The 25,223-nt window shown below is 72.1% G+C and carries 21 protein-coding genes; 9 read left to right on the top strand and 12 right to left on the bottom strand.

The features are described from left to right. Positions 1 to 2: 2 nt before the first annotated feature. The 3 genes from ACGF5C_RS01540 to nrdR all read right to left on the bottom strand — a co-directional run bounded on the left by ACGF5C_RS01540 (position 3) and on the right by nrdR (position 4,568). Entirely contained in the window at positions 3 to 794 is a 792-nt protein-coding gene (locus ACGF5C_RS01540) for a barstar family protein (RefSeq protein WP_393295697.1), read from the bottom strand. 323 nt (positions 795 to 1,117) lie between these two features. Then, a complete protein-coding gene (locus ACGF5C_RS01535) occupies positions 1,118 to 4,000 on the bottom strand; it encodes a vitamin B12-dependent ribonucleotide reductase (protein ID WP_393295695.1) in 2,883 nt (960 codons plus the stop codon). Positions 4,001 to 4,067: 67 nt separating this feature from the next. Further along, positions 4,068 to 4,568 (bottom strand): transcriptional regulator NrdR, encoded by a 501-nt coding sequence (nrdR, locus tag ACGF5C_RS01530; RefSeq protein WP_393265424.1) that lies wholly within the window; start codon positions 4,566 to 4,568, stop codon positions 4,068 to 4,070. A 569-nt stretch (positions 4,569 to 5,137) separates the two neighbouring features. On the opposite strand from nrdR, the gene lexA reads away from it, so the two are divergent. After that, complete coding sequence (gene lexA / locus ACGF5C_RS01525; protein WP_393295693.1) at positions 5,138 to 5,920, top strand: transcriptional repressor LexA; 783 nt, start codon at positions 5,138 to 5,140, stop codon at positions 5,918 to 5,920. A 54-nt stretch (positions 5,921 to 5,974) separates the two neighbouring features. On the opposite strand, the gene ACGF5C_RS01520 is transcribed toward lexA, so the two are convergent. Together ACGF5C_RS01520 and hflX are read right to left on the bottom strand one after the other, a co-directional pair. Further along, positions 5,975 to 7,732 carry a hypothetical protein gene (locus ACGF5C_RS01520; protein ID WP_393295691.1) on the bottom strand — a complete coding sequence of 586 codons (1,758 nt, stop codon included), beginning with the start codon at positions 7,730 to 7,732 and terminating at the stop codon, positions 5,975 to 5,977. 51 nt (positions 7,733 to 7,783) lie between these two features. Beyond that, a complete protein-coding gene (gene hflX / locus ACGF5C_RS01515) occupies positions 7,784 to 9,238 on the bottom strand; it encodes a GTPase HflX (RefSeq protein WP_393295689.1) in 1,455 nt (484 codons plus the stop codon). Positions 9,239 to 9,412: 174 nt separating this feature from the next. Here hflX and ACGF5C_RS01510 point away from each other — a divergent pair, with 174 nt between their 5' ends. Next, the gene (locus ACGF5C_RS01510; RefSeq protein ID WP_357693731.1) at positions 9,413 to 10,879 is read left to right on the top strand and encodes an NAD-dependent malic enzyme; all 1,467 of its coding nucleotides are present in this window, start codon (positions 9,413 to 9,415) and stop codon (positions 10,877 to 10,879) included. Positions 10,880 to 10,947: 68 nt separating this feature from the next. Here ACGF5C_RS01510 and dapF read toward each other — a convergent pair whose 3' ends face one another. Genes dapF through ACGF5C_RS01495 form a run of 3 tightly spaced genes read right to left on the bottom strand, consistent with a single transcriptional unit; the run spans position 10,948 to position 13,521 of the window. Then, positions 10,948 to 11,799 carry a diaminopimelate epimerase gene (dapF, locus tag ACGF5C_RS01505; RefSeq protein ID WP_393295688.1) on the bottom strand — a complete coding sequence of 284 codons (852 nt, stop codon included), beginning with the start codon at positions 11,797 to 11,799 and terminating at the stop codon, positions 10,948 to 10,950. 7 nt (positions 11,800 to 11,806) lie between these two features. Beyond that, positions 11,807 to 12,766 (bottom strand): tRNA (adenosine(37)-N6)-dimethylallyltransferase MiaA, encoded by a 960-nt coding sequence (gene miaA, locus ACGF5C_RS01500; protein ID WP_393295936.1) that lies wholly within the window; start codon positions 12,764 to 12,766, stop codon positions 11,807 to 11,809. Continuing rightward, complete coding sequence (locus ACGF5C_RS01495; RefSeq protein ID WP_393295687.1) at positions 12,751 to 13,521, bottom strand: class III extradiol dioxygenase subunit B-like domain-containing protein; 771 nt, start codon at positions 13,519 to 13,521, stop codon at positions 12,751 to 12,753. The genes miaA and ACGF5C_RS01495 overlap by 16 nt, the downstream gene beginning before the upstream one ends. Positions 13,522 to 13,671: 150 nt before the next feature. Here ACGF5C_RS01495 and ACGF5C_RS01490 point away from each other — a divergent pair, with 150 nt between their 5' ends. Next, positions 13,672 to 14,880 carry a DUF349 domain-containing protein gene (locus ACGF5C_RS01490; RefSeq protein ID WP_393295685.1) on the top strand — a complete coding sequence of 403 codons (1,209 nt, stop codon included), beginning with the start codon at positions 13,672 to 13,674 and terminating at the stop codon, positions 14,878 to 14,880. 95 nt (positions 14,881 to 14,975) lie between these two features. On the opposite strand, the gene miaB is transcribed toward ACGF5C_RS01490, so the two are convergent. Beyond that, positions 14,976 to 16,475, bottom strand: coding sequence for a tRNA (N6-isopentenyl adenosine(37)-C2)-methylthiotransferase MiaB (miaB, locus tag ACGF5C_RS01485; RefSeq protein WP_393295683.1), 1,500 nt, complete (start codon positions 16,473 to 16,475; stop codon positions 14,976 to 14,978). A 51-nt stretch (positions 16,476 to 16,526) separates the two neighbouring features. On the opposite strand from miaB, the gene ACGF5C_RS01480 reads away from it, so the two are divergent. Then, positions 16,527 to 16,757 (top strand): DUF2277 family protein, encoded by a 231-nt coding sequence (locus ACGF5C_RS01480; RefSeq protein ID WP_393295681.1) that lies wholly within the window; start codon positions 16,527 to 16,529, stop codon positions 16,755 to 16,757. A 57-nt stretch (positions 16,758 to 16,814) separates the two neighbouring features. Here the strand turns inward: ACGF5C_RS01480 and ACGF5C_RS01475 are convergent, their stop codons facing one another. Together ACGF5C_RS01475 and selD are read right to left on the bottom strand one after the other, a co-directional pair. After that, a complete protein-coding gene (locus ACGF5C_RS01475) occupies positions 16,815 to 17,294 on the bottom strand; it encodes a hypothetical protein (protein WP_357693745.1) in 480 nt (159 codons plus the stop codon). Positions 17,295 to 17,521: 227 nt separating this feature from the next. Beyond that, complete coding sequence (gene selD / locus ACGF5C_RS01470) at positions 17,522 to 18,517, bottom strand: selenide, water dikinase SelD (RefSeq protein WP_393295679.1); 996 nt, start codon at positions 18,515 to 18,517, stop codon at positions 17,522 to 17,524. Between the two features lie 187 nt (positions 18,518 to 18,704). Here selD and ACGF5C_RS01465 point away from each other — a divergent pair, with 187 nt between their 5' ends. From ACGF5C_RS01465 to ACGF5C_RS01450, 4 genes are read left to right on the top strand one after another with little or no spacing between them, the layout of a single operon-like run. Beyond that, entirely contained in the window at positions 18,705 to 19,460 is a 756-nt protein-coding gene (locus tag ACGF5C_RS01465) for an amino acid ABC transporter ATP-binding protein (RefSeq protein WP_357693749.1), read from the top strand. Between the two features lie 57 nt (positions 19,461 to 19,517). Then, positions 19,518 to 20,396, top strand: coding sequence for a glutamate ABC transporter substrate-binding protein (locus tag ACGF5C_RS01460; RefSeq protein ID WP_357454092.1), 879 nt, complete (start codon positions 19,518 to 19,520; stop codon positions 20,394 to 20,396). Positions 20,397 to 20,438: 42 nt separating this feature from the next. After that, a complete protein-coding gene (locus tag ACGF5C_RS01455) occupies positions 20,439 to 21,146 on the top strand; it encodes an amino acid ABC transporter permease (RefSeq protein WP_393295677.1) in 708 nt (235 codons plus the stop codon). Further along, a complete protein-coding gene (locus ACGF5C_RS01450) occupies positions 21,143 to 22,111 on the top strand; it encodes an amino acid ABC transporter permease (protein WP_393295675.1) in 969 nt (322 codons plus the stop codon). Before ACGF5C_RS01455 ends, ACGF5C_RS01450 begins: the two co-directional genes overlap by 4 nt. Positions 22,112 to 22,206: 95 nt before the next feature. Here the strand turns inward: ACGF5C_RS01450 and rny are convergent, their stop codons facing one another. Further along, positions 22,207 to 23,973 (bottom strand): ribonuclease Y, encoded by a 1,767-nt coding sequence (gene rny, locus ACGF5C_RS01445; RefSeq protein WP_393295673.1) that lies wholly within the window; start codon positions 23,971 to 23,973, stop codon positions 22,207 to 22,209. A gap of 604 nt (positions 23,974 to 24,577) precedes the next feature. On the opposite strand from rny, the gene ACGF5C_RS01440 reads away from it, so the two are divergent. Then, positions 24,578 to 25,168 carry an HAD family hydrolase gene (locus ACGF5C_RS01440; protein WP_393295671.1) on the top strand — a complete coding sequence of 197 codons (591 nt, stop codon included), beginning with the start codon at positions 24,578 to 24,580 and terminating at the stop codon, positions 25,166 to 25,168. Positions 25,169 to 25,223 lie beyond the last annotated feature (55 nt).

The following is a 25,223-nucleotide window of genomic DNA, read 5'->3' as shown; positions in this document are numbered from 1 at the left end:
GGCTATCTGAGATCGACTTCGATGCCACTCCCGCTGAGCCAATGGAGAAGCTGGTCAGAGGTGGTAGCAGATGCTGCTCTCTGGCCGGGGTCAGGGACCAGGTGGGTTCGCGCCACTGCCGCGTCATGCCAGATCAGGCGGAACGGGCGCTCGGCGCCCCATCCCCCGGTCGTGCAGTCATTCAGGGCGTCGGCGTTCCAGCCGAAGTAGCCACCCGGGCCGTTGATCGCCTCACCGACAGCGCAGTAGAAGCCTTCCAGGTCGGTGATGTTGCGTCCGTCCAGGTGGTATGTCGCTCCAGCCGGCTTGTCGGCCAGTTCTGGCCGGTGATGGGCCAGCGCCGCGCCCGCCCACTGGTGCCGCAGTACGGAGTCGTAGCGCGCCCACAGGCCGCTCTCTGCCGGGCGACCGGCATGCCAGAGATCCCAGATCTGCCGGGCCCCGGTGGGCATGGGGTCGGCGATAGCGCTGTCGAACGTGACGTCGAGTAGTCCGTTCCCAAGAATCGAGGGCCGGACGCCGGTCACTGAGGCGTCGATATGGGCCCCGAGCACGCGAGTCGCCGCGCCGTCTGCGGCGACGCTGTAGAACGAGGCGCTGATCCGGCGGCGGCGTAGAGCACCACCTGGGTTGCCGACGCCTCGGGACAGCGCGTCCAGAGCGGTACGCAATGTCGGCTGGGGCTGGCATCCGACCAGCGTCGCTGCCGGCCAGCCCGATGGCATGTCCACGAAGAGTCCGTCGATGTCGGCACAGACCGCGAGTGCCGGCTCCCCCACGGCGGATTCGTCCACCAACAGCCAACGAAGCGGAACTGCCCTGTCTCAGCGCCATCGCAGGACCAACGGGTCCACCTGCTCATCGGTCACGCCGCGACCGTACCCTCCAGGCGCTGACCTTGATGACGCGCCGCCACGTTGCTTCTCGGCCGTCCATTGACAACTCCAGGTCGAAGCGCCACCGGCTGCCCGTCTACCCATGCGACGCACGCCGCCCGACGAAGCGGATGCCTCCCACCCAGGTCGGGTGGGAGGCATCCGTTCGAGTTGCTCACTCGTGATCCGTCGACTGCGTGAGGCTCACGGAACCGAGGGAGACCCGCGTCAACTCATCGACGTCAGCTGCAGCCGCTGGTGGAGCCGCAGCCCTCGCAGACGTAGCAGCTACCGGCCGGGCGCATCTTCGTACCGCAGGTGAAGCAGAGCGGCGCGTCGGCGGCCTTGCCGATCACGGCCTCCAGCAGCTCCGTGCTGGAACCCACGGACGGCGCCGGCTTGGCAGCGGCGACGTCCGCGACCTCCTGCGCCGGCTGGGCGACCGGCCCGGTCTTCGGCTCGGTCGGCGCCTCGACCGGGGCGGAGGCGGCCATCGCGGTGAGGTCCGCACCGTTCGCCTCCGCCTCCGCCTCGGCCCGGAGCTGGGCGGCCCGCTCCTTGGCGGTGAAGATGCCCAACTCCGCGCGGCGCTCGTACGGCAGGAAGTCCAGCGCCAGGCGACGGAAGATGTAGTCCATCACCGAGGCGGCCATCCGCACATCCGGGTCGTCGGTCATGCCGGCCGGCTCGAAGCGCATGTTGGTGAACTTGCTGACGTACGTCTCCAGCGGGACGCCGTACTGGAGACCGATGGAGATGGCCACCGAGAAGGCGTCCATCACGCCGGCCAGGGTCGAGCCCTGCTTCGACATCTTGAGGAAGACCTCGCCGAGGCCGTCGTCCGGGTACGACGACGCGGTGAGGTAGCCCTCGGCGCCGCCGACGGAGAAGCTGACCGTCTGGGACGGACGCTTCTTCGGCAGCCGCTTGCGCACCGGGCGGTACTCGACGACCTTCTCCACCACCGGCGCGGCCGGCGCGGCCTCGACGGCGGTCGGCTCGGTGGCCTTGTTGGACTTCGCCACCGAGAGCGGCTGACCGACCTTGCAGTTGTCCCGGTAGATCGCCAGCGCCTTGAGGCCGAGCTTCCAGCCCTCGAAGTAGATCTTCTCGACGTCCTCGACGGTGGCCGCCTCCGGCATGTTGACCGTCTTGGAGATGGCGCCGGAGACGAACGGCTGGATCGCCGCCATCATCCGCACGTGGCCCATCGGGGCGATGGAGCGCTCGCCCATCGCGCAGTCGAAGACCGGGTAGTGCTCCGGCTTCAGGCCCGGGGCGTCCACCACGTGACCGTGGTCGGCGATGTGCTCGACGATCGCCTCGACCTGCTCCTCGGGGTAGCCGAGGCTGCGCAGGGCGCGCGGCACGGTCTGGTTGACGATCTGCATCGAGCCGCCGCCGACCAGCTTCTTGAACTTGACCAGCGCCAGGTCCGGCTCCACGCCGGTCGTGTCGCAGTCCATCATGAAGCCGATGGTGCCGGTCGGGGCGAGCACGCTGGCCTGCGAGTTGCGCCAGCCGAACTTGTCACCGATCTTGTTGCCCTGGGTCCACTGCTTCGTCGCCTCGCGGACGATCGCGGTGGCCACGGTGCCGGTCGGCTTGATCTCGTCGTTGGCGGCGGCGTGCTTGCGCATGACCCGCTTGTGCGGCTCGGCGTTGCGGGCGTAGCCGTCGTACGGGCCGACGACGCCGGCCAGCTCGGCCGAGCGGCGGTAGGCCGTGCCGGTCATCAGCGAGGTGATCGCCGCGGCGACCGAGCGGCCCTGCTCCGAGTCGTACGGCAGGCCCGACGCCATCAGCAGCGCGCCGAGGTTGGCGTAGCCGATGCCGAGCTGCCGGTAGGCCCGGCTGGTCTCGCCGATCTTCTCGGTGGGGAAGTCGGCGAAGCAGATCGAGATGTCCATCGCGGTGATGACGAACTCGACCGACTTGACGAACTTCTCCACCTCGAAGCCGCCGTCGGCGCGGAGGAACTTCATCAGGTTCAGCGAGGCCAGGTTGCACGAGGAGTTGTCCAGGTGCAGGTACTCCGAGCACGGGTTCGACGCGGTGATCCGCCCGGTCTCCGGGCAGGTGTGCCAGTCGTTGATCGTGTCGTCGTACTGGAGGCCGGGGTCGGCGCACTCCCAGGCGGCCTGGGAGATGGAGCGGAACAGGTTCTTGGCGTCGATGGTCTCGATCACCGCACCGTCGAGCCGGCCGCGCAGGTCGAAGCCGCCGCCGTTCTCGACGGCGGTCATGAACTCGTCGGAGACGCGGACCGAGTTGTTGGCGTTCTGGTACTGCACGCTGACGATGTCGGCGCCGCCCAGGTCCATGTCGAACCCGGCGTCGCGCAGCGCACGGATCTTGTCCTCCTCGCGCGCCTTGGTGACCACGAACTCCTGGATGTCCGGGTGGTCCACGTCGAGGATGACCATCTTCGCCGCGCGCCGGGTGGCGCCGCCGGACTTGATGGTGCCGGCGGAGGCGTCCGCGCCGCGCATGAAGCTGACCGGGCCGGAGGCGTTGCCGCCGGAGGAGAGCAGCTCGCGGGAGGAGCGGATCCGGGACAGGTTGACGCCGGAGCCGGAGCCGCCCTTGAAGATCAGCCCCTCCTCCTTGTACCAGTCGAGGATGGAGTCCATCGAGTCGTCGACGGCCAGGATGAAGCAGGCGCTGACCTGCTGCGGCGAGGGCGTGCCGACGTTGAACCAGACCGGCGAGTTGAAGCTGAACACCTGGTGCAGCAGCATCCAGGTCAGCTCGTGGGCGAAGACCTCGGCGTCGGCGGGGCTGGCGAAGTAGCCGTACTCCTCACCGGCGGTGCGGTAGGTGGTGACCACCCGGTCGATCAGCTGCTTGAGCGACCACTCCCGCTCCGGGGTGCCCACCGCGCCCCGGAAGTACTTGGTGGTCACGATGTTCGCCGCGTTGACGCTCCACGACTCCGGGAACTCGACCCCGCGCTGCTCGAAGTTGACCGAGCCGTCGCGCCAGTTCGTCATCACGACGTCGCGGCGCTCCCAGGCGACCTCGTCGTAGGGGTGCACCCCCTCGGTGGTCCAGACCCGCTCGACCTTGAGACCCGCGCCGGCCTTGCTCCGTGCCCTGCTCGTCGTCACACCATCCCCCGACATCTCATCCGCCCCCTCGTCCGCGCGGCCACCTCGCCGCGCGATCCGACTGTCATCAACTGCGAAAACTTCAACTGGTACGGCCGGCGGCCTCGGCCGCGTCGGCCCCGGCGCCCTCCCGGGCGCGTGCGGCGGCCCGCAGCGTCTCGATCTCCCGCTCGAAGTCGGCGAGCGAGTCGAACGACCGGTAGACGCTGGCGAACCGCATGTAGGCGACCTCGTCCAGGTCCTGTAGCGGACCCAGGATGGCCAGCCCCACCTCGTGGCTGGGGATCTCGGCGGCCCCCTTGGCCCGGACGGTCTCCTCGACCTTCTGCGCGAGCAGCGCGATCGAGTCGTCGTCCACCGGCCGGCCCTGGCACGCCTTGCGCACCCCGCCGATGATCTTCGTGCGGCTGAACGGCTCGGTGACCCCGCTGCGCTTGACGACCGCGAGGACCGCCTCCTCCACCGTGGTGAACCGCTTCCCGCACTCCGGGCAGGACCGCCGCCGGCGGATCAACTGGCCGTCGTCGGCCTCCCGCGAGTCGACCACCCGGGAGTCCGCGTGCCGGCAGTACGGACACCGCATCGGCCCGACCTCCTTCATCGACTGCGGGCACGCCGACCGCTTCCCGGGCACGCGTCAGCGCGGCGGAGCCATCTGTCGATGGTCTTTCGCCGTGTCGACGGTACGGGAGTGCGGTCGGTAGTCGAACCCAACCTGTAGGCGACTTACGCCCGTGTGACTACTACATCTAGGGGTCGACCGTATGCCGCCGACGATCCGCGGTCAAGTTGAGCGGCGTGTCCGGCGCGTCACCGCCATCCGGAGTCGGCCCCGGCCGGCGCCACCTGCCTCAGAACCAACTGTCCGGCGCCTGCCGGGGTTATTCGTCCGGTCGCGGCGAAACCGCCGCCGATCGGGCAGGCGTCGAACACCCGTTCGACCCGACGTACCATTTATCAGAACGTGAGTACGAGCAGGCCGGTTTTTACCCCGACACGCCGAGGTGATGTCGTACAGACGTTTGAAAATGACCGATCTCACCTATACGGTCATGAACAACCGGGCGCGGATCGTTCCGTCACCGGTCACCACGCAACGCCGCACGCACCACGAGCCGCCAAGGCACCCAGCGCCGACCAGGGAGGACGGACGTGACCGAGGACCGGGCCAGCCGGCCGAAGAGCCCGCAGCAGATCACCGAGGCGGGCCCGCCGGCCACCCGACGCCGGGGCGCCGCGCGCAGCCGGGCCGGGCAGCCCGCCGTGCGCCCGGTCACACCGGTGGTGAGCGCCTTCCCCGACCCGGCGACGGTGGATCTCACCGCCCGGCAGCGGCGGATCCTGGAGTTCATCCGCACGTGGGTGGACCGGCACGGCTATCCGCCGAGCGTGCGCGAGATCGGCGAGGCGGTCGGCCTGGTGTCGCCGTCCAGCGTCGCCTACCAGCTCAAGGAGCTGGAGAAGAAGGGCTTCCTGCGCCGCGACCCCAACCGGCCGCGCGCCGTGGACGTCCGGGCCCCCAGCGACGTCGACGACGAGCTGACCCGCTCGCAGCGCCCCGCCCCGGCGTACGTGCCGATGCTGGGCCGGATCGCGGCCGGTGGTCCGATCCTGGCCGAGCAGGCCGTGGAGGACATCTTCCCCCTCCCCCGCGAGCTGGTGGGTGAGGGCGAGGTCTTCATGCTCCAGGTCAAGGGCGACTCGATGCTCGACGCGGCGATCTGTGACGGCGACTGGGTCGTGGTCCGGCAACAGCCGACCGCCGAGGCCGGCGACATCGTCGCCGCCATGCTCGACGGCGAGGCGACGGTCAAGACCTACCGGCGCCGCGACGGGCACGTCTGGCTGATGCCGCAGAACCCGGCCTTCGACCCGATCCCCGGCGACGACGCGACCATCATGGGCCGGGTCGTCGCGGTGCTGCGCCGCATCTGACCCCGTGGCGCCTCCGGAGCCGTCGCCGACGGCGGCCCCGGAGGCTCAGGGACGTCAGTAGCGGTCGCCCCGGTAGCCTCGGCCGCCACCCGGCGCGTGGCCGTTGGGGCCGCCACGGCCGTCGTCGTAGCCCTCGTCGCGCCGGCGGGCCGGCCGCTGACCGCGAGGATCCTGCTCGCCGCCGCGACGGGGCGGCTCCGCCCGGCCACCGCCGCCGTAGACACCGGGGCCCGGTTGGCCCCCGCCGCCGTAGACGCCACCACCGGGACGGCCGCCGCCACCCTGCCGACCACCGCCGCCACCGCCTGCGGGGCCACCGGGGCCCGGCGGCCGGCCGCCACCGTAGGCACCGCCACCGCCACCCGCTGGGCGACCGCCACCGCCGGCCGGGCGACCGGCACCGCCACCACCGCCGGCCGGGCGACCGCCACCGTAGACGCCGCCGCCGGCCGGGCGGCCACCGCCGTAGACCCCGCCGCCGGCCGGCGCGGCCCCGCCGCGACCACCGCCCGCCGGGACCGCCCCGCCCCGCCCGCCACCGGGCGTACCGCCGTAGACGCCACCGGAGGGCGCGCCACCGTAGACGCCGCCCCGCGCCCGGTCGCCCGGCGGCAGGAAGTCGTCCTCCGCCGGGCCCCGCGGATCGTCGGCGAGGTCGTCGCGGTCCGGCCCGTCGGCGTCCCGGAGCGGGGCGGCCGGCCTGCGCCGGGCCCGCAGGATGCCGAAGACGCCGGCGGCCACCATCAGCGCGCCGATCACGCCGACCGCGGCGATGATGTACGTGATGTCGCTCAGGCTCAGGCCGTCGAGCCACGACTGCCCGGCCGCCTTCTTCGGCGCGTCGCCCTCGCCGGCGATCGGCTTCGCGCCCTCGGCGGAGGGGGTGTAGCTGAGGATCTCCACCGGCTCGGCCTCGTCGAGCTGGCCGCCGTCGGAGACGGTGAGGAACGTCTTGCCGTCCGGGGTGTAGGCGATCGCCTCACCGAACGGATCGGTCAGCGCCGTCACCCGGGGCGTGCCGGAGGTCAGGGCCGCCACGATGTCGCCGCCGGTCACGTCGTACTCGAAGGCGTCGGCGTAGGTGCGCACCACCACCCGCGAGCCGTCGGGGGAACGGGCGGCTCCGGTGATCGCCACGCGGCCCGGAGCGCCGAGCCGGTTGTCCGTGTCCGTCCTCGGCAGGGCGATCTCGCCGACCTTCTTCATCGGCACCGCATCGGTGTCCCCGCTCTTCATCTTCGCGGCGGGGGTGAAGATCTGCGCCTTGCCCGACATCACCTTGGTGATGATCAGCGGGTTGCCGTCGTCGCCGATGAGCAACGCCTCGGCGTCGTGCGGCTTGCCCTCGGGGTAGGCGAGCCGGTGCAGCACCGGCCGCTTGGACCCGTTGACCGGCATGCTCCACAGCGCCACCCGCTCGCGGCGCTCGCGGCTGGTGACGTTGTCACCGGTGTCGGCGATCCACAGGGTCTGGCCGTTCGGCGAGAGCGCCAGGTCCTCCGTGTCGAACGGCCCCTGCCCCGAATAGCGGACCGGCTCCTTCGCGATCTCGCACTTGGCGTCGAGGAAGAAGACCCGCTTGCGGCTCTCCACCTCGGTGCCGTCGTTGATCACGATGTAGCCGCTCTTGGTGGCCACCAGGCCGGACAGCTCGCGCAGCCGTTCATCGGTCACCGTGCACCGCTTCTTGCCCGCGGCGGCCGTGAGCGGGGACGAAGCCGAGGCGGGCGCCGCCAGGGCGACCCCCGCACACGCCACGGTCGCCCCCAGCAAGCCGAGGGCGACCGTGACCGAAGCAACAGCGCGGCGCATTGAATCAGTGTCGCATGCCGCAGGTTTCCGCCGGGTGACGCCGGGACGCCGTCATCGGGCGGACGCGACCGCCTGGCTCTCCGCCGCCGCTCGGAACGGGGCCAGTTCGGCGGCGAGCGCATCGCCCACCCGGACGTGCACCAGCGTCCCCTCCGGCAGGTGGGAGGTGCTCAGCACCTCACCCTGCCGGTGCACCCGCGCCACCAGGTCGCCCCGGTCGTACGGGAGCACCGCGCGGACCTCCACCGCTGGGCGGGGCAGCCGCTCCTCGACGGCCTCGCGCAGCCCGTCGAGCCCGCGCCCGGTGTGCGCGGAGACGAAGACCGCCTCCGGCCAGAGCCGCTTGAGCCGCAGCAGCGTCTCCTCGTCGGCCGCGTCGGTCTTGTTGACCACCAGCAGCTCGGGCAGCCGGTCGGCGCCCACCTCGGCGAGCACCTCACGGACCGCGCGGACCTGCTCCTCCGGATCCGGGTGGGTGCCGTCGACGACGTGCACCACCAGGTCGGCCTCGGCCACCTCCTCGAGCGTCGAGCGGAACGCCTCGACGATCTGGTGCGGCAGGTGCCGGACGAAGCCGACGGTGTCGGAGAGGGTGTAGAGCCGCCCGTCGGAGGTGGTGGCCTTGCGGGTGGTCGGGTCGAGGGTGGCGAAGAGCGCGTTCTCGACCAGCACACCCGCGCCGGTCAACCGGTTGAGCAGGCTGGACTTGCCGGCGTTGGTGTAGCCGGCGATGGCGACGGCGGGAACGGCGTTGCGGGACCGCCGGGCGCGCTTGGTCTGGCGTACCGTCCGCATGGCCTTGATCTCCCGGCGCAGTCGGGCGATGCGGTGGCGGATCCGACGCCGGTCGGTCTCCAGCTTGGTCTCACCGGGACCACGCAGGCCCACGCCGCCGCCGGCGCCCCCGCCGCGACCGCTACCACCGGTCTGCCGGGAGAGCGTCTCACCCCAACCGCGCAGGCGGGGCAGCAGGTATTCGAGCTGGGCCAGCTCGACCTGCGCCTTGCCCTCCTTGCTCTTGGCGTGCTGGGCGAAGATGTCGAGGATCAGCGCGGTGCGGTCCACCACCTTGACCTTGATGCGCTGCTCCAGGTTGCGCAGCTGGGACGGCGACAGCTCGCCGTCGCAGATCACCGTGTCGGCACCGCTGGAGAGCACGACCGAGCCGAGGTCGTCGACCTTTCCCCGGCCGATGTAGGTGGCCGGGTCGGGGCGGTTGCGCCGCTGGATCAGCCCTTCGAGCACCTGCGAGCCGGCGGTCTCCGCCAGCGCGGCCAGCTCGGTGAGGCTGTTCTCGGCGTCGCTCTGGGTGCCCTCGGTCCAGACGCCCACCAGGACCACGCGCTCCAGGCGCAGCTGGCGGTATTCGACCTCGGTGATGTCGGCGAGCTCGGTGGAGAGGCCAGGGACCCGCCGCAGCGCCTGCCGCTCGGACAGCTCGAACTCGCCGGTGGTGGCGAGCTCGTCGTCGTCGGTGTAGGGGAGGTAGGTCTCCTGGTTGGTCAAGCTGGTCTCCTGTCCGTTCTGTCACGTACCGAGCAATCCTGACATGTGTCAACGCCGGACGCACCCGCTATATGCCCGCGTGAAATGCCACAAAAGCGGGGGCGGCCGGTGGGCCGGCCCGGGTGGGCGAGTAGAAATGCGGTGCGAGCCGCTCAGCGTCGACGGAGGGATCCCGTGTCAATCACCCGACTTCCGAGTGCCGGATTCTCGATCACCATCCGGATCGCCGTGCCCGCGGACGCGTCCTCCATCGGCCGGCTGACCACCTCCGTCGGCGAGGCCGGCGCGATCGTCACCGCGCTCGACGTGGTCGACTCCGACCCGACCCACGTGATCGTCGACCTGACCTGCGACACCGCCGACGCCGCCCACGCCGACCAGGTGGTCGACGCGCTGACCGCGCTGGACGGCGTGGACGTGCGCAAGGTCTCCGACCGGACGTTCCTGCTGCATCTCGGCGGCAAGATCGAGGTCAGCTCGAAGGTGGCGCTGCGCACGCGCGACGAGCTGTCCCGCGCGTACACCCCGGGGGTGGCGCGGGTCTGCCAGGCGATCGCGGAGAACCCGGCCGACGCCCGGCGGCTCACCATCAAGCGCAACACCGTGGCCGTGGTCAGCGACGGCTCGGCCGTGCTGGGCCTGGGCAACCTCGGGCCGGCGGCGTCGCTGCCGGTGATGGAGGGCAAGGCGGCGCTGTTCAAGCGCTTCGGCGGGGTGGACGCCTGGCCGGTGGTCCTGGACACCCAGGACACCGACGAGATCGTGCAGATCGTCAAGGCGATCGCCCCGGCGTACGGCGGGATCAACCTGGAGGACATCGCCGCGCCGCGCTGCTTCGAGATCGAGGCCCGGCTGCGCGAGGCGCTGGACATCCCGGTCTTCCATGACGACCAGCACGGCACCGCGATCTGCGTGCTGGCCGCGCTGACCAACGCGCTGCGCGTCGTGGGCAAGCAGCTCGCGGACGTCCGGGTCGTGGTCTCCGGGGCCGGCGCGGCCGGCACCGCGATCATGAAGCTGCTGCTGCGCCAGGGCGTGGGCGACATCATCGCGTACGACCGGCAGGGCGCCCTGCACCGCGGCCTGACCGGGCTCAACCCGGCCTGGCAGTGGCTGGCCGACCACACCAACAAGGACAACTACGCCGGTGACCTGCCCGGGGCGGTACGCGACGCGGACGTCTTCATCGGCGTCAGCGCGCCGAACCTGCTCACCGGCGACGACATCGCCATGATGGCCAAGGACGCCATCGTCTTCGCGCTGGCGAACCCGGACCCGGAGGTCGACCCGCGCGAGGCGCGCAAGCACGCCGCCGTGGTCGCCACCGGCCGTTCCGACCAGCCGAACCAGATCAACAACGTGCTCGCCTTCCCCGGTGTCTTCCGCGGCATGCTGGACGCGCACGCCGAGGAGTTCACCGAGGAGATGGCGATCGCCGCCGCCCGGGCCATCGCGGACGTGGTCGGCGAGGACAAGATCAACCCGACGGTGATCGTCCCCAGCGTCTTCGACTCCCGGGTGGCCCCGGCGGTCGCCGCGGCGGTGCGCGCCGCCGCCCAGAACCCGGCCCCGGCCCCGGCCGCGGACCCCGGCCCGGCCGACCTCCCCGAGATCGCCGCCGAAGCCAGCGCCACCCCCTGACGCCCCGCCCCGCCCCGCCCCGGCGATCTTGCACCGGCGTGGGGCGGAAGGGCAGGGGGAGGCTGGGGTCAGGCGGGGGTGGTCAGGGCGGCGGGGTCGACCTCGCCGACCGCGACCAGGACGGCGGGGCCGGCCAGCCAGCAGGAGTCCTCGGTGACCGTGACCGTGAGGCGGCCGCCGGGGACGTCCACGGCGATCACCCCGGTGCCCCGGCCGGCGTCGCGCAGGGCCACGGCGGCCACCGCGCACGCGCCCGTGCCGCATGAGAGAGTCTCGGCGGAGCCGCGCTCGTACACCCGCATCAGCACGTGCCCGTCGGCGCCGTCGACCGGCTCGCCCGGCGCGGTGAACTCGACGTTCACTCCGGCCGGGAAGGCAGCCGGGTCGAACTCCGGCGCGCGGGTGAGGTCGAGGCCGGCCAGGTCCAGCCCGGTCGGGAGCGCGCAGACCAGATGCGGGTTGCCGACGTCCACCGCCGCACCCGGCAGGGTCAAGCCGCCCAGGGTGGCGGTCGAGGCGTCGTACACCCGGGGGCGGCGCATCTCGACGGCGACGGCGTCCCCCTCGACGCGCGCGTGCACGAGGCCGGCCCGGGTGGCCACCGGCAGCGCCGCGCCGACCGGCGTGGCCAGCCCGGACGCCAGCAGGTAGCGGACGAAGACGCGAGCGCCGTTGCCGCACATCTCGGCGAACGAGCCGTCGGAGTTCCAGTAGTCCATGAACCACTCGGCCTCGCCGGCCAGGGCAGCGCCCTCGGGGTGTTTCGCCGCCCGCACCACCCGCAGCACGCCGTCGCCGCCGAGGCCGCGCCGCCGGTCGCAGATCGCGGCGACCAGCCCGGGCGTCAGGTCGAGCGCCCCGTCCGGGTCGGGCAGGATGACGAAGTCGTTGCCGGTGCCGTGGCCTTTGGTGAACTCCACGCCCCCATCATCGCGCAGCGGCCGGCAGCAGGCGCAGGGCGGCCGGGATCAGGTCCGCCGCGGCCGAGTCCAGCCAGTGGATCCGCTGGTCACGGCGGAACCAGGAGCGCTGCCGGCGGACGAACCGCCGGGTGGCCCGAACCGTCTCGTCGTGCGCCTCGCCCTCGGTGATCTCCCCGGCCAGGAAGCGCAGCACCTGCTGGTACCCGAGCGCCCGGCTGGCCGTCCGCCCCTGCGGCAGGCCGCGGCCGACCAGCTCGCGGGTCTCGGCGACCAGGCCGTCGGCCCACATCCGGTCCACCCGCAGCGCGATCCGCTCGTCCAGCAGCGCCGTGTCCAGGTCAACCCCGAGCTGCACGGACGGGTAGTACGGTGTCGGGTCGGGCAGCGACGCGGTGAACGGCGCCCCGGTCAGCTCGATGACCTCCAGCGCCCGGACGATCCGCCGGCCGTTGGTGGGCAGGATCCCCGCCGCGGCGGCCGGGTCGGCCTCCCGCAGCCGGGCGTACAGCGGGGCCGGGCCGGTCTCGGCCAGCTCCCGTTCGAGCCGCTCGCGGGCTGCCGGGTCGGTGCCGGGGAACTCGAACCGCTCCAGCACCGCCCGCACGTAGAGGCCGGAGCCGCCGACCAGCAGCGGCACCCGGCCCCGGGCCAGGATGTCGTCGACCGCCGCACGGGCCAGCCGCTGGTATTCCGCCACGCTCGCCGGCTCGGTGACGTCCCAGATGTCCAGCAGGTGGTGCGGCACCCCCTCGCGCTCGGCCGGGGTGAGCTTGGCGGTGCCGATGTCCATGCCCCGGTAGAGCTGCATCGAGTCGGCGTTGACCACCTCGCCGTCGAGGGCGTGCGCGAGCGCGATGCTCAGTGCGGACTTCCCGGCCGCCGTCGGCCCGACCACCGCGACCACCGTCCCGGCCGGCGGGTGGCCGCCGCCTGCGTCGGCCGGCCCGGTCACGCCGGCTCCCAGGTCGCCACGAAGTAGGCCACGCCGTAGGGCGCCGCGTCGTAGGTCAGTTCACCGTGCCAGCGTCCGCCCGCCGCGCCCGCCGCGCCGGCGAGCACCTGCCAGGCCGCTCGACCGGCGACCTTCAGCTCCGCCGACAGCACCGGGTCCAGGCCGTGCAGGGCGTCGGCGTCCGCGTCGGCCAGGGCCCGGGCGACCCCCTCGTCGTACGCCTGCGCGCGCGGGTCGTCGTAGCCGGGCGCCTTCTCGCCCCGGCAGGCGGACCCGTCCCCCGTCACCAGCAGCGCGACCCGGCCCTCGGCGCGGCGCACCAGCTCCGCCCCGAGCGCGGCGCACTCGGCCGGGGCGGTGTCGGCGGCGACGGACTCGGCGAACCGGGGCAGGTCGGTCCCCGCCCTGCCGAGCAGCCACGCGCCGACGGTCAGGCTCAGCGGCAGCCGCTCCCCGCCGGCGCAGTTGGTCTTCCACAGCCGGACGTGGCGGTCGACACCGTAGGCGCGCAGGGAGCCGTAGTCGGCGGCCCGGAAGCGGACGGTCTCCGGCCCGGCGCCGACCAGCACGATCTGGTCGGGCGAGGCGGCGAGCAGCCGGCCGACGGCCGCGTCGCAGGCCGTACGGAGTTCGTCCAGCTCAGCGGCGGCGGCGCCGGCCACCTCGGGCACGAGCAGGGGCGGATGCGGGCAGACGGCGGCGGCGACCAGGGGCACCCGTTCACCGTAGCGGGACCCCCCGGTGCGTCCCCGCGCCGATCCGGTCATTCGGGGGCTAGGACACCGTATGGTCACGGTCGGCGATAGGCGCTCGACGCGGACGGGGTCGGACCTGTGACAATGCCGGGAGTAACTTTGCTGCGCCGTGGCGGCGATCGTGGGACCGGTCCCCGACGCCGGGAGAACGAGGATGGGCACATGAGCGACTGGACGGCCTTCGGACGGGTGGACGCGGACGGCACCGTGTACGTCAAGACCGCCGACGGCGAGCGGGTGGTCGGATCCTGGCAGGCGGGAGCGCCCGAGGAGGGGCTTGCCCACTTCGCCCGCCGCTTCGACGACCTGGTGACCGAGGTCAACCTGACGGAGGCGCGGCTCAACTCGGGTGCGGCGGACGCCGGCCACTCGCTGACGACGATCCGCCGGATCCGCGCCTCGCTCGCCGAGGCGCACGTCGTCGGCGACATCGACGCGTTGGCCGCGCGGCTGGACCGACTCGCCGCCGTCGCCGAGGAGAAGGCCGGCGAGGCCAAGGCCGCCCGGGACGCCGCCCGGGGCGAGGCACTCGCCCGCAAGCAGGCGCTGGTGGAGGAGGCGGAGAAGCTGGCCGCCGAGTCGACCGGCTGGAAGACCGCCGGCGACCGGCTCAAGGAGATCCTCGAGGAGTGGAAGACCATCCGCGGGGTCGACAAGAAGACCGACGGCGAGCTGTGGAAGCGGTTCGCCTCGGCCCGGGACGGCTTCACCCGCCGCCGGGGTGCCCACTTCGCCTCCCTGGACTCGCAGCGCAAGCAGGCGCAGTCGGTCAAGGAGGAGCTGGTCGCCGAGGCCGAGAAGCTGAAGGACTCCACGGACTGGGCGGCGACCGCCAACCAGCTCAAGGACCTGATGAACCAGTGGAAGGCCGCCCCGCGCGCCTCCAAGGAGGCGGAGCAGAAGCTCTGGGAGAGGTTCCGGGCCGCGCAGGACGAGTTCTTCACCCGGCGCAGCGAGGTCTTCTCGGCCCGCGACAACGAGCAGCGGGCCAACCTGGAGCGCAAGCAGGCGCTGCTCGCCGAGGCCGAGGCGCTGGACGTCGACGGCGACCCGAAGGGCGCGCAGGCCAAGCTGCGGGAGATCCAGGCGCAGTGGCACGAGGCCGGCCGGGTGCCCCGCGAGGCGGCGGCCGGGCTGGAGCGCCGGCTGCGGACGGTCGACGACAAGGTCCGCGAGGTGATGGACTCCGCGTGGCGACGCACCACCAAGGAGGACAACCCGCTGCTGGCCCAGATGCGGACGCAGGTCGCCGAGGCCGAGGAGCGGCTGGCCCGGGCCCAGGCGGCCGGGGACGCCCGGCGGATCAAGGAGGCCGAGCAGGCGCTCGCCTCGAAGCGGCAGTTCCTCCAGCTCGCCGAGCAGGCCGGCTGAGCTGAGCCACGCGAAAGCCCCCGGTCCGCGCGGACCGGGGGCTTTCGCGTGTCCGGGCCGCCGGCGACGGTGGGATCGGCCGGCCCGTCGTGGGGTCAGTGGGCGGCGCAGCCCGTCGTCGGCGCGGGCGCCGCGGCCGGCGCACCGATCGTGGGCAGCCCGAGCAGCACCCCGGGCGTACGCGGCGAGCGCCCCGCCTCGGCCGCGTCGCCGGCCCGGGTGCGCCGGTGCGACAACGGCTCGCCGTCGGCGTTGAGGTGGTGCGGGGCCGCGTACGTGACGGTGGTGTGCACGATGTCGCCGGGGCGGATCTGCCCCGCGAGGGAACCCGCGTCGAAGTGGACGAGGCGGCCGTCACGGGCGCGGCCGGACATCCGGCCGGTGCGCTCGTCCTTGCGCCCCTCGCCCACGGCGACCAGCACCTCGACGGTCTCCCCCACGAGCCGCTTGTTCTCCGCCCAGGTGATCTCCTCCACGCAGGCGATCAGCCGCTCGTAGCGCTCCTGCACGACCTGCTTGGGGAGCTGGCCCCCCATCGTGGCGGCGGGGGTGCCGGGGCGCTTCGAGTACTGGAAGGTGAACGCGGAGGAGAACCGGGCCTCGCGGACCACGTCGAGGGTGCGCTCGAAGTCGGCGTCGGTCTCGCCGGGGAAGCCGACGATGATGTCCGTGGTGATCGCCGCGTCCGGCATCGCCGCCCGGACCTTCTCGATGATGCCGAGGTAGCGCTCGGCCCGGTACGAGCGGCGCATGGCGCGCAGCACGTCGTCGGAGCCGGACTGCAGCGGCATGTGCAGCGAGTGGCAGACGTTCGGCGTCTCGGCCATCGCGGCGATCACGTCGTCGGTGAAGTCCTTCGGGTGCGGGCTGGTGAACCGGACCCGCTCCAGCCCTTCGATGTCGCCGCAGGCGCGCAGCAGCTTGCCGAAGGCGAGCCGGTCGCCGAACTCCACGCCGTAGGAGTTGACGTTCTGCCCGAGCAGGGTCACCTCCAGCACGCCCTCGTCGACCAAGGCGCGCACCTCGGAGAGGATGTCGCCGGGGCGGCGGTCCTTCTCCTTGCCGCGCAGGGAGGGCACGATGCAGAACGTGCAGGTGTTGTTGCAGCCGACGGAGATCGACACCCAGCCGGCGTACGTGGACTCGCGCCGGGTGGGCAGCGTCGAGGGGAAGACGTCGAGGGACTCGAGGATCTCCACCTCGGCGGCGGCGTTGTGCCGGGCCCGCTCCAGCAGCACCGGCAGCGACCCGATGTTGTGCGTGCCGAAGACCACGTCCACCCAGGGCGCCTTGCGGACGATCTCGCCGCGGTCCTTCTGGGCGAGGCAGCCGCCGACGGCGATCTGCATCCCCGGGTGCCTGTCCTTGACGGGGCGCAGGTGACCGAGGTTGCCGTAGAGCCGGTTGTCGGCGTTCTCCCGGACCGCGCAGGTGTTGAACACCACCACGTCCGGGTTGTCGTCGGCCTCCGCGGCGCGCACGTAGCCCGCCTGCTCCAGCAGCCCGGAGATGCGCTCGGAGTCGTGCACGTTCATCTGGCAGCCGTACGTGCGCACCTGGTAGGTGCGCGGGCTGCTCGCCGCTGCGGTAGTCATGACCCGGACAGCGTATCCGGGCGAGAATCCCGAACCGAACGAGGAGGAGCCGTGTGCCGGAGCATCAAGACCCTTCGTGAGCCGTACGTCGCCGAGGTGAGCCCGGCCGACGTCGAGGCCGCCGCCCTGCAGTACGTCCGGAAGATCTCGGGCTTCCGCAAGCCCGCCGCGCACAACGCCGCGGCCTTCGACGCGGCGGTCGCCGCGGTCGCCGCGGCCACCGCGACCCTGCTGAGCGAGTTGGAGGTACGCGGCGGCCGCTCCGCCCGCCCGGCGAGCTGACCTCGCCGCCCGTCGGGCCGACGCGGGGAGCCGCCCCGCGGGCCGGCGCGGCTGGCCTCAGGCGGCGGCGAGCGCGGGCAGCACCGAGTCGGGGGCCCAGCGCGAGCGGTGGCACTGCGACCAGCCGCGGCAGCGGGGATCGGCCTCGGTGCAGAGCCGCTGGTTGCCGAGCACCTCGCCGTCGTCGGTCTCGCGGACGTCGAAGTGCACCGGCCGGATCGTGCCGTCGGGGGCCACGAGCAGGTGCCGGCCGGCGTCGAGGGTGTCGTCGCGCAGCAGGCAGTTGCGGTCCAGCAGCCGCGCCAGCGCGGCGATGCTGGCGTGCTCGGGGAGCCCGTCGGGCACGCCGTAGCAGTCCACGATCGTGGCGAACTCCCCCGGCGCCTGCCAGACGTCGCAGATCACCGCGTACGTCGGCAGCCGGGCCGGGTCGGCCGCCGCCAGGGGCATCACCACCCGGCCGAGTGCCTCGGCCAGTGCCGGGTAGACCTCCACCGGCCGCACCTGGTCGATTCTCCAGTTCCACAGCTCGGTCATGCCGCCTCCTCGCTGTGCTCGTCCCACCGGCCTCCGGATCGGGCCTTACTGACGATGGTGGGGGGCATATGACCTCAGCCGGGGGCAAGTTACCGGTCTGTGACCATTCCGGGCAAAATTTCCTCGGGCACCATTGCTCCGAGCGGCGGAAAGGTGACAGTTTATCGGGTACGGTGCCCCGTCCGGAACTTCGCCGCTCCGCATTGCGCCCGTTTCGACCGGGTCGGTCAGCGCACGACGACCCGGTGCTCACCGGGGGGCAGCAGCTCGCCGACGACGGTGGCGCCCGGCAGTTCGCCGGCGACCAGCAGGCCGCCCGACGTCTGCGCGTCGGCCAGCAGCAGCCGTTCGTCCTCGGCGATCCCGCCGAAGTCCGTCCACCCGGCGACCCACTCCAGGTTGCGGCGGCTACCGCCGCTGACGTACCCGTCGCGCACCGCCTCCCGGGCGCCGGCCAGGTAGGGCACCCGGGCCGCGTCGATCGCCACCGTCAGCCGGCTCGCCCGGGCCAGCTTGGATGCGTGCCCGAGCAGACCGAAGCCGGTCACGTCGGTGCCGCAGCGCACACCGGCCGCCACCGCGGCCCGCGCGGCGTCCCGGTTGAGGGTGGTCATGGCGGCGACCGCCTCGGGGAAGCTCTCGCCGGTGGCCTTGTGCCGGGTGTTGAGCACCCCGACGCCGAGCGGCTTGGTCAGCGACAGCGGCAGCCCCGCCCGGCCCGCGTCCAGGGTGATCAGCTCCTCGGGCCGGACCACCCCGGTGACGGCCAGCCCGTACTTGGGGCCCTCGTCGTCGACGCTGTGCCCGCCGGCGAGGTGGCATCCCGCGTCCCGGGCCACGTCCTGCCCGCCGCGCAGCACCTCCCGGGCCAGCTCCAGCGGCAGCACGTCGCGCGGCCAGCAGAGCAGGTTGAGCGCGACGAGCGGGGTGCCACCCATCGCGTACACGTCGGAGAGCGCGTTGGTCGCGGCGATCCGCCCCCAGTCGTACGCGTCGTCGACGACGGGGGTGAAGAAGTCGGCGGTGGTGACCAGGCCGGTCCGTTCGTCGAGCCGGACCACCGCGGCGTCGTCGCCGTGGTCCAGGCCGACGAGCAGGTCCGCGGCGCCGGTGGCCGGGCCGAGGCCGGCGACCATGGCCTCCAGCTCGCCCGGCGGGATCTTGCAGGCGCAACCGCCGCCGCGGGCGTACTCGGTCAGCCGCACCCGTTCCGTCATCCCCACATGATCTTCCGCATGTCCCGACGCCGCCACCGGGTGGACCGGTTTCGGAGCCAAAATCCGACTCCCGGGCCCGAGCGGAAATGGTGTTACCGCTCCGTGACCAACTGACTTGCGTTCCGCCACATCCCCCCGCCTACAGTTGCCCAACCGGGGGTCAACGGACCCCGCGTGCACGACGACAGGGACGGTGGACGACGTGGCGACGGGCGAACCGCTCATCGTGCTGGAATCGGTCAACAAGTGGTTCGGGCCGCTGCACGTGCTGGACGACGTCTCGCTGTCGGTCGGGCGCGGCGAGGTGGTCGTGGTCATCGGGCCGTCCGGCTCCGGCAAGTCCACGCTCTGCCGCACCATCAACCGACTCGAGCCGATCACCTCCGGCACGATCACCTTCGACGGGCAGCCACTGCCGGCCGAGGGCAAGGCGCTGGCGAAGCTGCGCAGCGAGGTCGGCATGGTGTTCCAGTCGTTCAACCTCTTCGCGCACAAGACGATCCTCGAGAACGTCACCCTCGGGCCGGTCAAGGTCCGCAAGGAGAAGCCGGCGGCGGCCCGCGAGCGCGGCCTGGCCCTGCTGGACCGGGTCGGCATCGCCAACCAGGCCGACAAGTTCCCCGCCCAGCTCTCCGGCGGCCAGCAGCAGCGCGTCGCGATCGCGCGGGCGCTGGCCATGCAGCCCAAGGCGATGCTCTTCGACGAGCCGACCAGCGCGCTCGACCCGGAGATGGTCGGCGAGGTGCTGGACGTGATGACGTCGCTGGCCCGCGAGGGCATGACGATGGTCGTGGTCACCCACGAGATGGGCTTCGCCCGGCACGCGGCGAACCGCGTCATCTTCATGGCCGACGGGCAGCTGGTCGAGGACGCCCCGCCCGCCGAGTTCTTCGCCAACCCGCGCAGCGAGCGGGCCAAGGACTTCCTCTCCAAGATCCTCACGCACTAGGCGTCCGTACCTGGAGCGCGCCGTCCCCCGGCGGTTCCGTCGAAGAAGGAGATGAGTATGCGTATCACGCGCGTAGCGGCGCTCGCCGCGGCCGCCACCCTGGCGCTCGGCATGACCGCCTGCGGTGGCGACGACGCCGAGGAGGGCACCGGCGCCGGCAGCAAGTCCTTCGCCGCCGGCAGCACGATGGAGCGCCTGAACAAGGCCCAGTCCATCAAGATCGGCACGAAGTTCGACCAGCCCGGCTTCGGCCAGAAGGGCCTGTCGGGCAAGCCGGAGGGCTTCGACGTCGAGGTCGCGAAGATCATCGTCAAGGAGCTCGGCATCCCCGAGGACAAGATCGAGTGGGTCGAGGCCCCCTCGAAGGTCCGCGAGGACGTCATCGTGAACGGCACGGTCGACCTGGTCGCCGCGACCTACACGATCAACCCCAAGCGCAAGGAGCGCATCGCGTTCGCCGGGCCGTACTACGAGGCCGGCCAGAACATCATGGTGAAGAAGGACGACGCCACGATCACCGGGCCGGACTCCTTCAAGGACGGCACCAAGAAGGTCTGCTCGGTCACCGGCTCCACCCCGGCCGAGGAGATCAAGAAGCACGTCAAGGATGTCGCCACCCAGCTGGTGCTGTTCGACACCTACGACAAGTGCCGCGACGCCCTGAAGGGCGGCCAGGTCGACGCCGTCACCACGGACAACGTGATCCTGCTCGGCTACATCGCCAAGGACGAGGCGTCCTTCAAGCTGGCCGGCGACAACTTCACCAAGGAGCCGTACGGCATCGGGGTGAAGAAGGAGGACACCGACTTCCGCAACTTCATCAACGACACGCTGGAGAAGGCGTTCGCCGACGGTAGCTGGCAGAAGGCCTGGGACGGCACCGCCGGCAAGTTCGGCGCCCAGCTGGGCTCCGCCCCGACCGTCGACCGCTACTGATCTAATTCCTTCGATCTGGAGGGTGGGGAGGAAGACCGACCCGTGAGTGTGCTCATCGACAAGTTCGACGTCTTCGCGGGTGGTTTCTGGCTCACCCTCCAGATCTGCGTACTCGCCGCGATCGGTGCCCTGGTCCTGGGCGCCGTGGTGGCGGTACTGCGGATCTCCCCGGTGCCGCCACTGCGGGCGGTCGGCACCGCGTACGTCAACATCTTCCGGAACATGCCGCTGACCGTGGTGATGTTCTTCGCCGCGTTCGGCCTGCCGGCGCTCGGCTCCAACGCGGACTTCCTGCGCATCCCCGGCCTGGACGCGGTGTTCAGCCGGCTGGACACGGACCTGCCCTACTTCCGCTTCGCGCTGATCGCGCTGGTGCTCTACACCGCCGCGTTCGTCTGCGAGGCGCTGCGGTCCGGCGTGAACGCCGTCCCCGCCGGCCAGGCGGAGGCCGCCCGGTCGCTCGGCCTCACCTTCGGCCAGAACCTGCGGTACGTGGTGCTGCCGCAGTCCTGGAAGGCCTCGGTGGTGCCCCTCGGTTCGGTGATCATCGCGATGATCAAGAACTCGGCCCTGATCGGCTTCTTCGGCGTGGTCGGCGACCTCTCGCAGACCGCCGACCAGCTCACCTCGGCCGAGGGCTACGCCTTCGTCCCCGTCGCCATCGGCATCTCGATCGGATACCTGATCATGACCGTCCCCCTCGGCGCGCTCCTCGACCGGATCGAGAAGCGGCAGGCGGTGGCCCGATGAGCCAGCAGACCGTCCTCTACGACGTTCCCGGCCCCCGGCAGCGCCGGATCACCCTCGTCAGCAGCCTGGTGGCGACCGTGCTGCTGCTCGCGGGCGCGTACTTCCTGATCTACAAGCCGCTGGACGCCAAGGGCCAGTTCTCGATGGAGCTCTGGGGACCGCTGATCGACCCCTCCAACGAGAACTTCTCGCAGGTGTGGGACCGGATCGGCCTCGGCTTCAAGAACACGCTGACCGCCGCCGCCCTGGCGATCGTCGCCTCGCTGGTGGTCGGCACCATGCTCGCGGTGCTGCGGATCCAGCTCAAGAGCCTGACCCGCCGCCGGTTCACCGGGCTCGCCACGCCGCTGGCCTACCTGCTGCGCGGGCTGAGCGTGCTGCTGTCGGCGGTCACCCGGGTCTGCGTCGAGGTGTTCCGGGGCCTGCCCGTGGTCATCACGATCTTCTTCGTGGCCCGCGGCTTCCCCGAGTTCGGCGTCTCGTTCGAGACGCTGTGGTACCTGGTCATCGGCCTGACCATCTACAACTCGGTGGTCATCGCCGAGATCCTCCGCTCCGGCATGGAGAACCTGCCCGGCGGGCAGGCCGAGGCGGCTGCCGCGATCGGCCTCTCCCCGCTGCAGACCACCCGGATGATCCTGCTGCCGCAGGCCTTCCGGATCATGCTGCCGGCGCTGATCAGCCAGCTCGTCGTGGTGCTCAAGGACACCTCGCTCGGCTTCATCATCAGCTACGAGGAGACCCTGAACATCGGCAAGCAGCTCATCGGCGTGCTGGACAACCCGATCCAGGTCTACGTCGTGATCGCGGTGATGTTCATCCTGGTGAACTACTCGCTGTCGAAGCTGGCCCAGTACGTCCAGCGGCGGCTCTCCCGGGGCCGCAAGACCGCCGGCACCCCGGCCCAGAACCCGCCCCCGGCGGCGCTCGCCGCGCAGGCGGAGAGCAGCGGCCAGGGTATCTGACCCTGATACGACGAAGGGCCGGCCCGATCATCGGGCCGGCCCTTCGCGTTGTGCCCGTCGCCGGACGGATCTCGGTGACGGCGCCCGCCGCGACGTCAGCGCGCGATCTCGGTGACCCGGGACTCGCGGACCACGGTCACCCGGATCTGCCCCGGGTAGGTCAGCTCCTCCTCGATCTGCTTCGCCACGTCCCGGGCCAGCACGGCGGCGCCGATGTCGTCCACGTCGTCCGGCTTGACCATCACCCGGATCTCGCGGCCGGCCTGCATGGCGAAGACCTTCTCCACGCCGAGCTTGCCGGCCGCGATCTCCTCGATCCGCTCCAGCCGCTTGACGTACGCCTCCAGGCTCTCCCGCCGCGCCCCGGGCCGCCCGCCGGAGCAGGCGTCGGACGCCTGGGTGAGGACGGCCTCGATGGTCTGCGGCGGCACCTCGTTGTGGTGCGCCTCGATGGCGTGGACGACGTCCTCGCTCTCGCCGTACTTGCGGGCGAGATCCGCGCCGATGATGGCGTGGCTGCCCTCCACCTCGTGGGTGAGCGCCTTGCCGATGTCGTGCAGGAACGCCGAGCGCTTGATGGTCGGCACGTCGAGCCGCAGCTCGGCCGCCATGATCCCGGCGATGTGCGCCGTCTCGATCAGGTGCTTGAGCACGTTCTGCCCGTACGACGTCCGGTAGCGCAGCCTTCCGAGCAGGGTGACCAGCTCCGGGTGGATCTCGGTGATGCCGACCTCGACCAGGGCGTCCTCGGCAGCCCGCTGACACAGCTCCTCCACCTCGTGCCGGGCCAGGTCGTAGACCTCCTCGATCCGGTGCGGGTGGATCCGCCCATCCAGGACCAGCTTCTCCAGGGTGAGCCGGCCGACCTCCCGGCGCACCGGGTCGAAGCAGGAGAGCAACACCGCCTCGGGGGTGTCGTCGATGATCAGGTTGACGCCGGTGACCGACTCGAAGGCGCGGATGTTGCGGCCCTCCCGGCCGATGATCCGTCCCTTCATCTCGTCGCCGGGCAGGTGCAGGACGCTGACCACGCTCTCCGCGGTCTGCTCGCTGGCGACCCGCTGGATCGCGTCGACGACGATGTGCCGGGCGCGCTGCTCGGCGGTGTTGCGCGCGTCGGATTCGATGTCCCGGACCAGCAGCGCGGCCTCCCGCTTGGCCTGGCCCTCGATCGCCTCGATCAGCTCCGCCCGGGCCGTGTCGGCGGTGAGCCCGGCGACCCGCTCCAACTCCCGGCGCCGCTGCTCCTCCGCCTCGGCCAGTTCCGCCTCCCGCTGGTCGAGCGCGGCGCCGCGGGCGGCCAGGGCCGCGCTGGCGGCCGTGAGCTGACGCTCCCGCTCGGCGAGCCGCTCCACCTCCTCGGTGTGCAGCCGCTCGCGCTCGTCCATCCGGGCCGCCCGCCGCTCCACCTCGGCGGCCTGCTCCCGGGTGGTGGCGGCGAGCACCGCGACCTCGCGTTCGCCGCTGCGCCGGGCTGTGGTCCGTAGCTGCTCCGCGTCCGCCTCGGCCTGCTTGTGGGCCCGCTCCAGGATGGTGTCGGCCTCCGCCCGGGCGTCGTCGAGCACCCGACGAGCCTCGGCGCGGGCCGCCTTCGCCTCGGCCTTCGCGGCAGCCGCCTCGGCCCGGGCCGCCGCAGCGGCGGACTTCGCCACGTCGATCGTGCTGTTGGCCTCGTCGGCGGCGCTGCGCAGCGCGGCCAGGGACTGTTCCTGCCGGTCCTTCTCGGCGATGAAGGCGGGATCCTCGGGCGCCGGCGCCGCGCCGAGCCGGCGCAGCGTCCGTACGCCCAGCAGCACCGCCCCGAGCACGACCACGGTCAGGACCAGCACCACCGCGAGGATCACGACGTCGAAGCCGCTCATGCCGGCACCCCGTTCCGCACTGGCGTCACGCGGTCGGCCACACCCTGGTCGGCCCGCGATCGGTGCGGGCCCGGCCCGACGTTCAGCCCGCTCATGTCGGCACCCCGGTGGACCTGCGCCGCCTCGCCATGGCCGCCTCCCCTGAACGTCGGGACCGCAGCGACGGTGCCGGTGGGCACGCACCCTGCGGCTGTGGACGCCCGACCGGAGCGACTGACCGTGGGTAGGTTCCGTCGGCGGTGCCCACGCGGGGCATCGCCGGCGGCCGGGTGCAGTTGTCGCGCCAGCCCCGGACCGGCCTGTCCGAAGCTGCCGCCAGTGGCCGACGAGTCGGCCAAAGTGATGCTGTTCCGTTACGAGATCTATGTTGTGCGCTTAGCCTGCGTTGGTCGGGCAATGTGAGCCTGTATGGCGAGGCTAGGTCTCCCGGGGCCGTCTGGTCAAGAAGTCATGATCAAACCCCCCTAACGGAGAGAAGTTGTCGCGTTACGCAACGCCCACGCCAGCCCGGACACCGGAGGACAAACGAGGCGAGTTGGCGGGATGTCCGCCGGCCGGTCCGCCCAGCCGTACGGCCCGCCACGCAGCCGCCTAACCTATCCGGGTGCTGCTCCCCCTGCCGCCCGGCGAGTTCCGGGCCTACCTCTTCGACTGCGACGGCACCATCGCCGACTCGATGCCCCTGCACCACCTCGCCTGGGTCGAGGCGCTCAAGGAGTGGGACTGCAACTTCTCGGAGGACCTCTTCTACGCCTGGGGCGGCCGCCCGGTAGCCGACATCATCGTCGAACTCAACGAGCGCCACGGCCTGGCCATGCCGATCGAGGCAGTCGCCGCCCGTCAGGAGACGCTCTATCAGGAGTCCCTGCCGAGGCTCACCGCCGTGCCCGGCGTCCTGCGGCACATCGAGGACGCCCACGGGCGGGTTCCCTTCGCCGTGGTCTCCGGCAGCACCCGGGAGTCGGTCACGGCCTCCCTGGACGCCCTTGGCCTCACCGGGAAGTTCGACGCGCTGGTTTGCGCGGGCGACTACGCCAGGGCCAAGCCCGACCCGGAGGGGTTCCTGCTCGCCGCCCGGCTCCTCGGCGTCTCACCGGAGTCCTGCCTGGTCTTCGAGGACACCGACCTGGGCGTCGCGGCGGCCACGGCTGCGGGCATGGCCGCCGTGCGCGTCCCGTCGCCCAGGCAGCGGTAGCGCCACCCCGCGACCGGCCTGCGGCCGCGTCGGTCTGGCCCCCGGCATGTGGCTC

Origin of the sequence: Micromonospora sp. NPDC047620 (assembly GCF_043205005.1) — a bacterium.
Taxonomy (GTDB): domain Bacteria; phylum Actinomycetota; class Actinomycetes; order Mycobacteriales; family Micromonosporaceae; genus Micromonospora.
The sequence above is the reverse complement of the archived record's forward strand: the minus strand, read 5'-3'. Positions and strand labels throughout refer to the sequence as shown.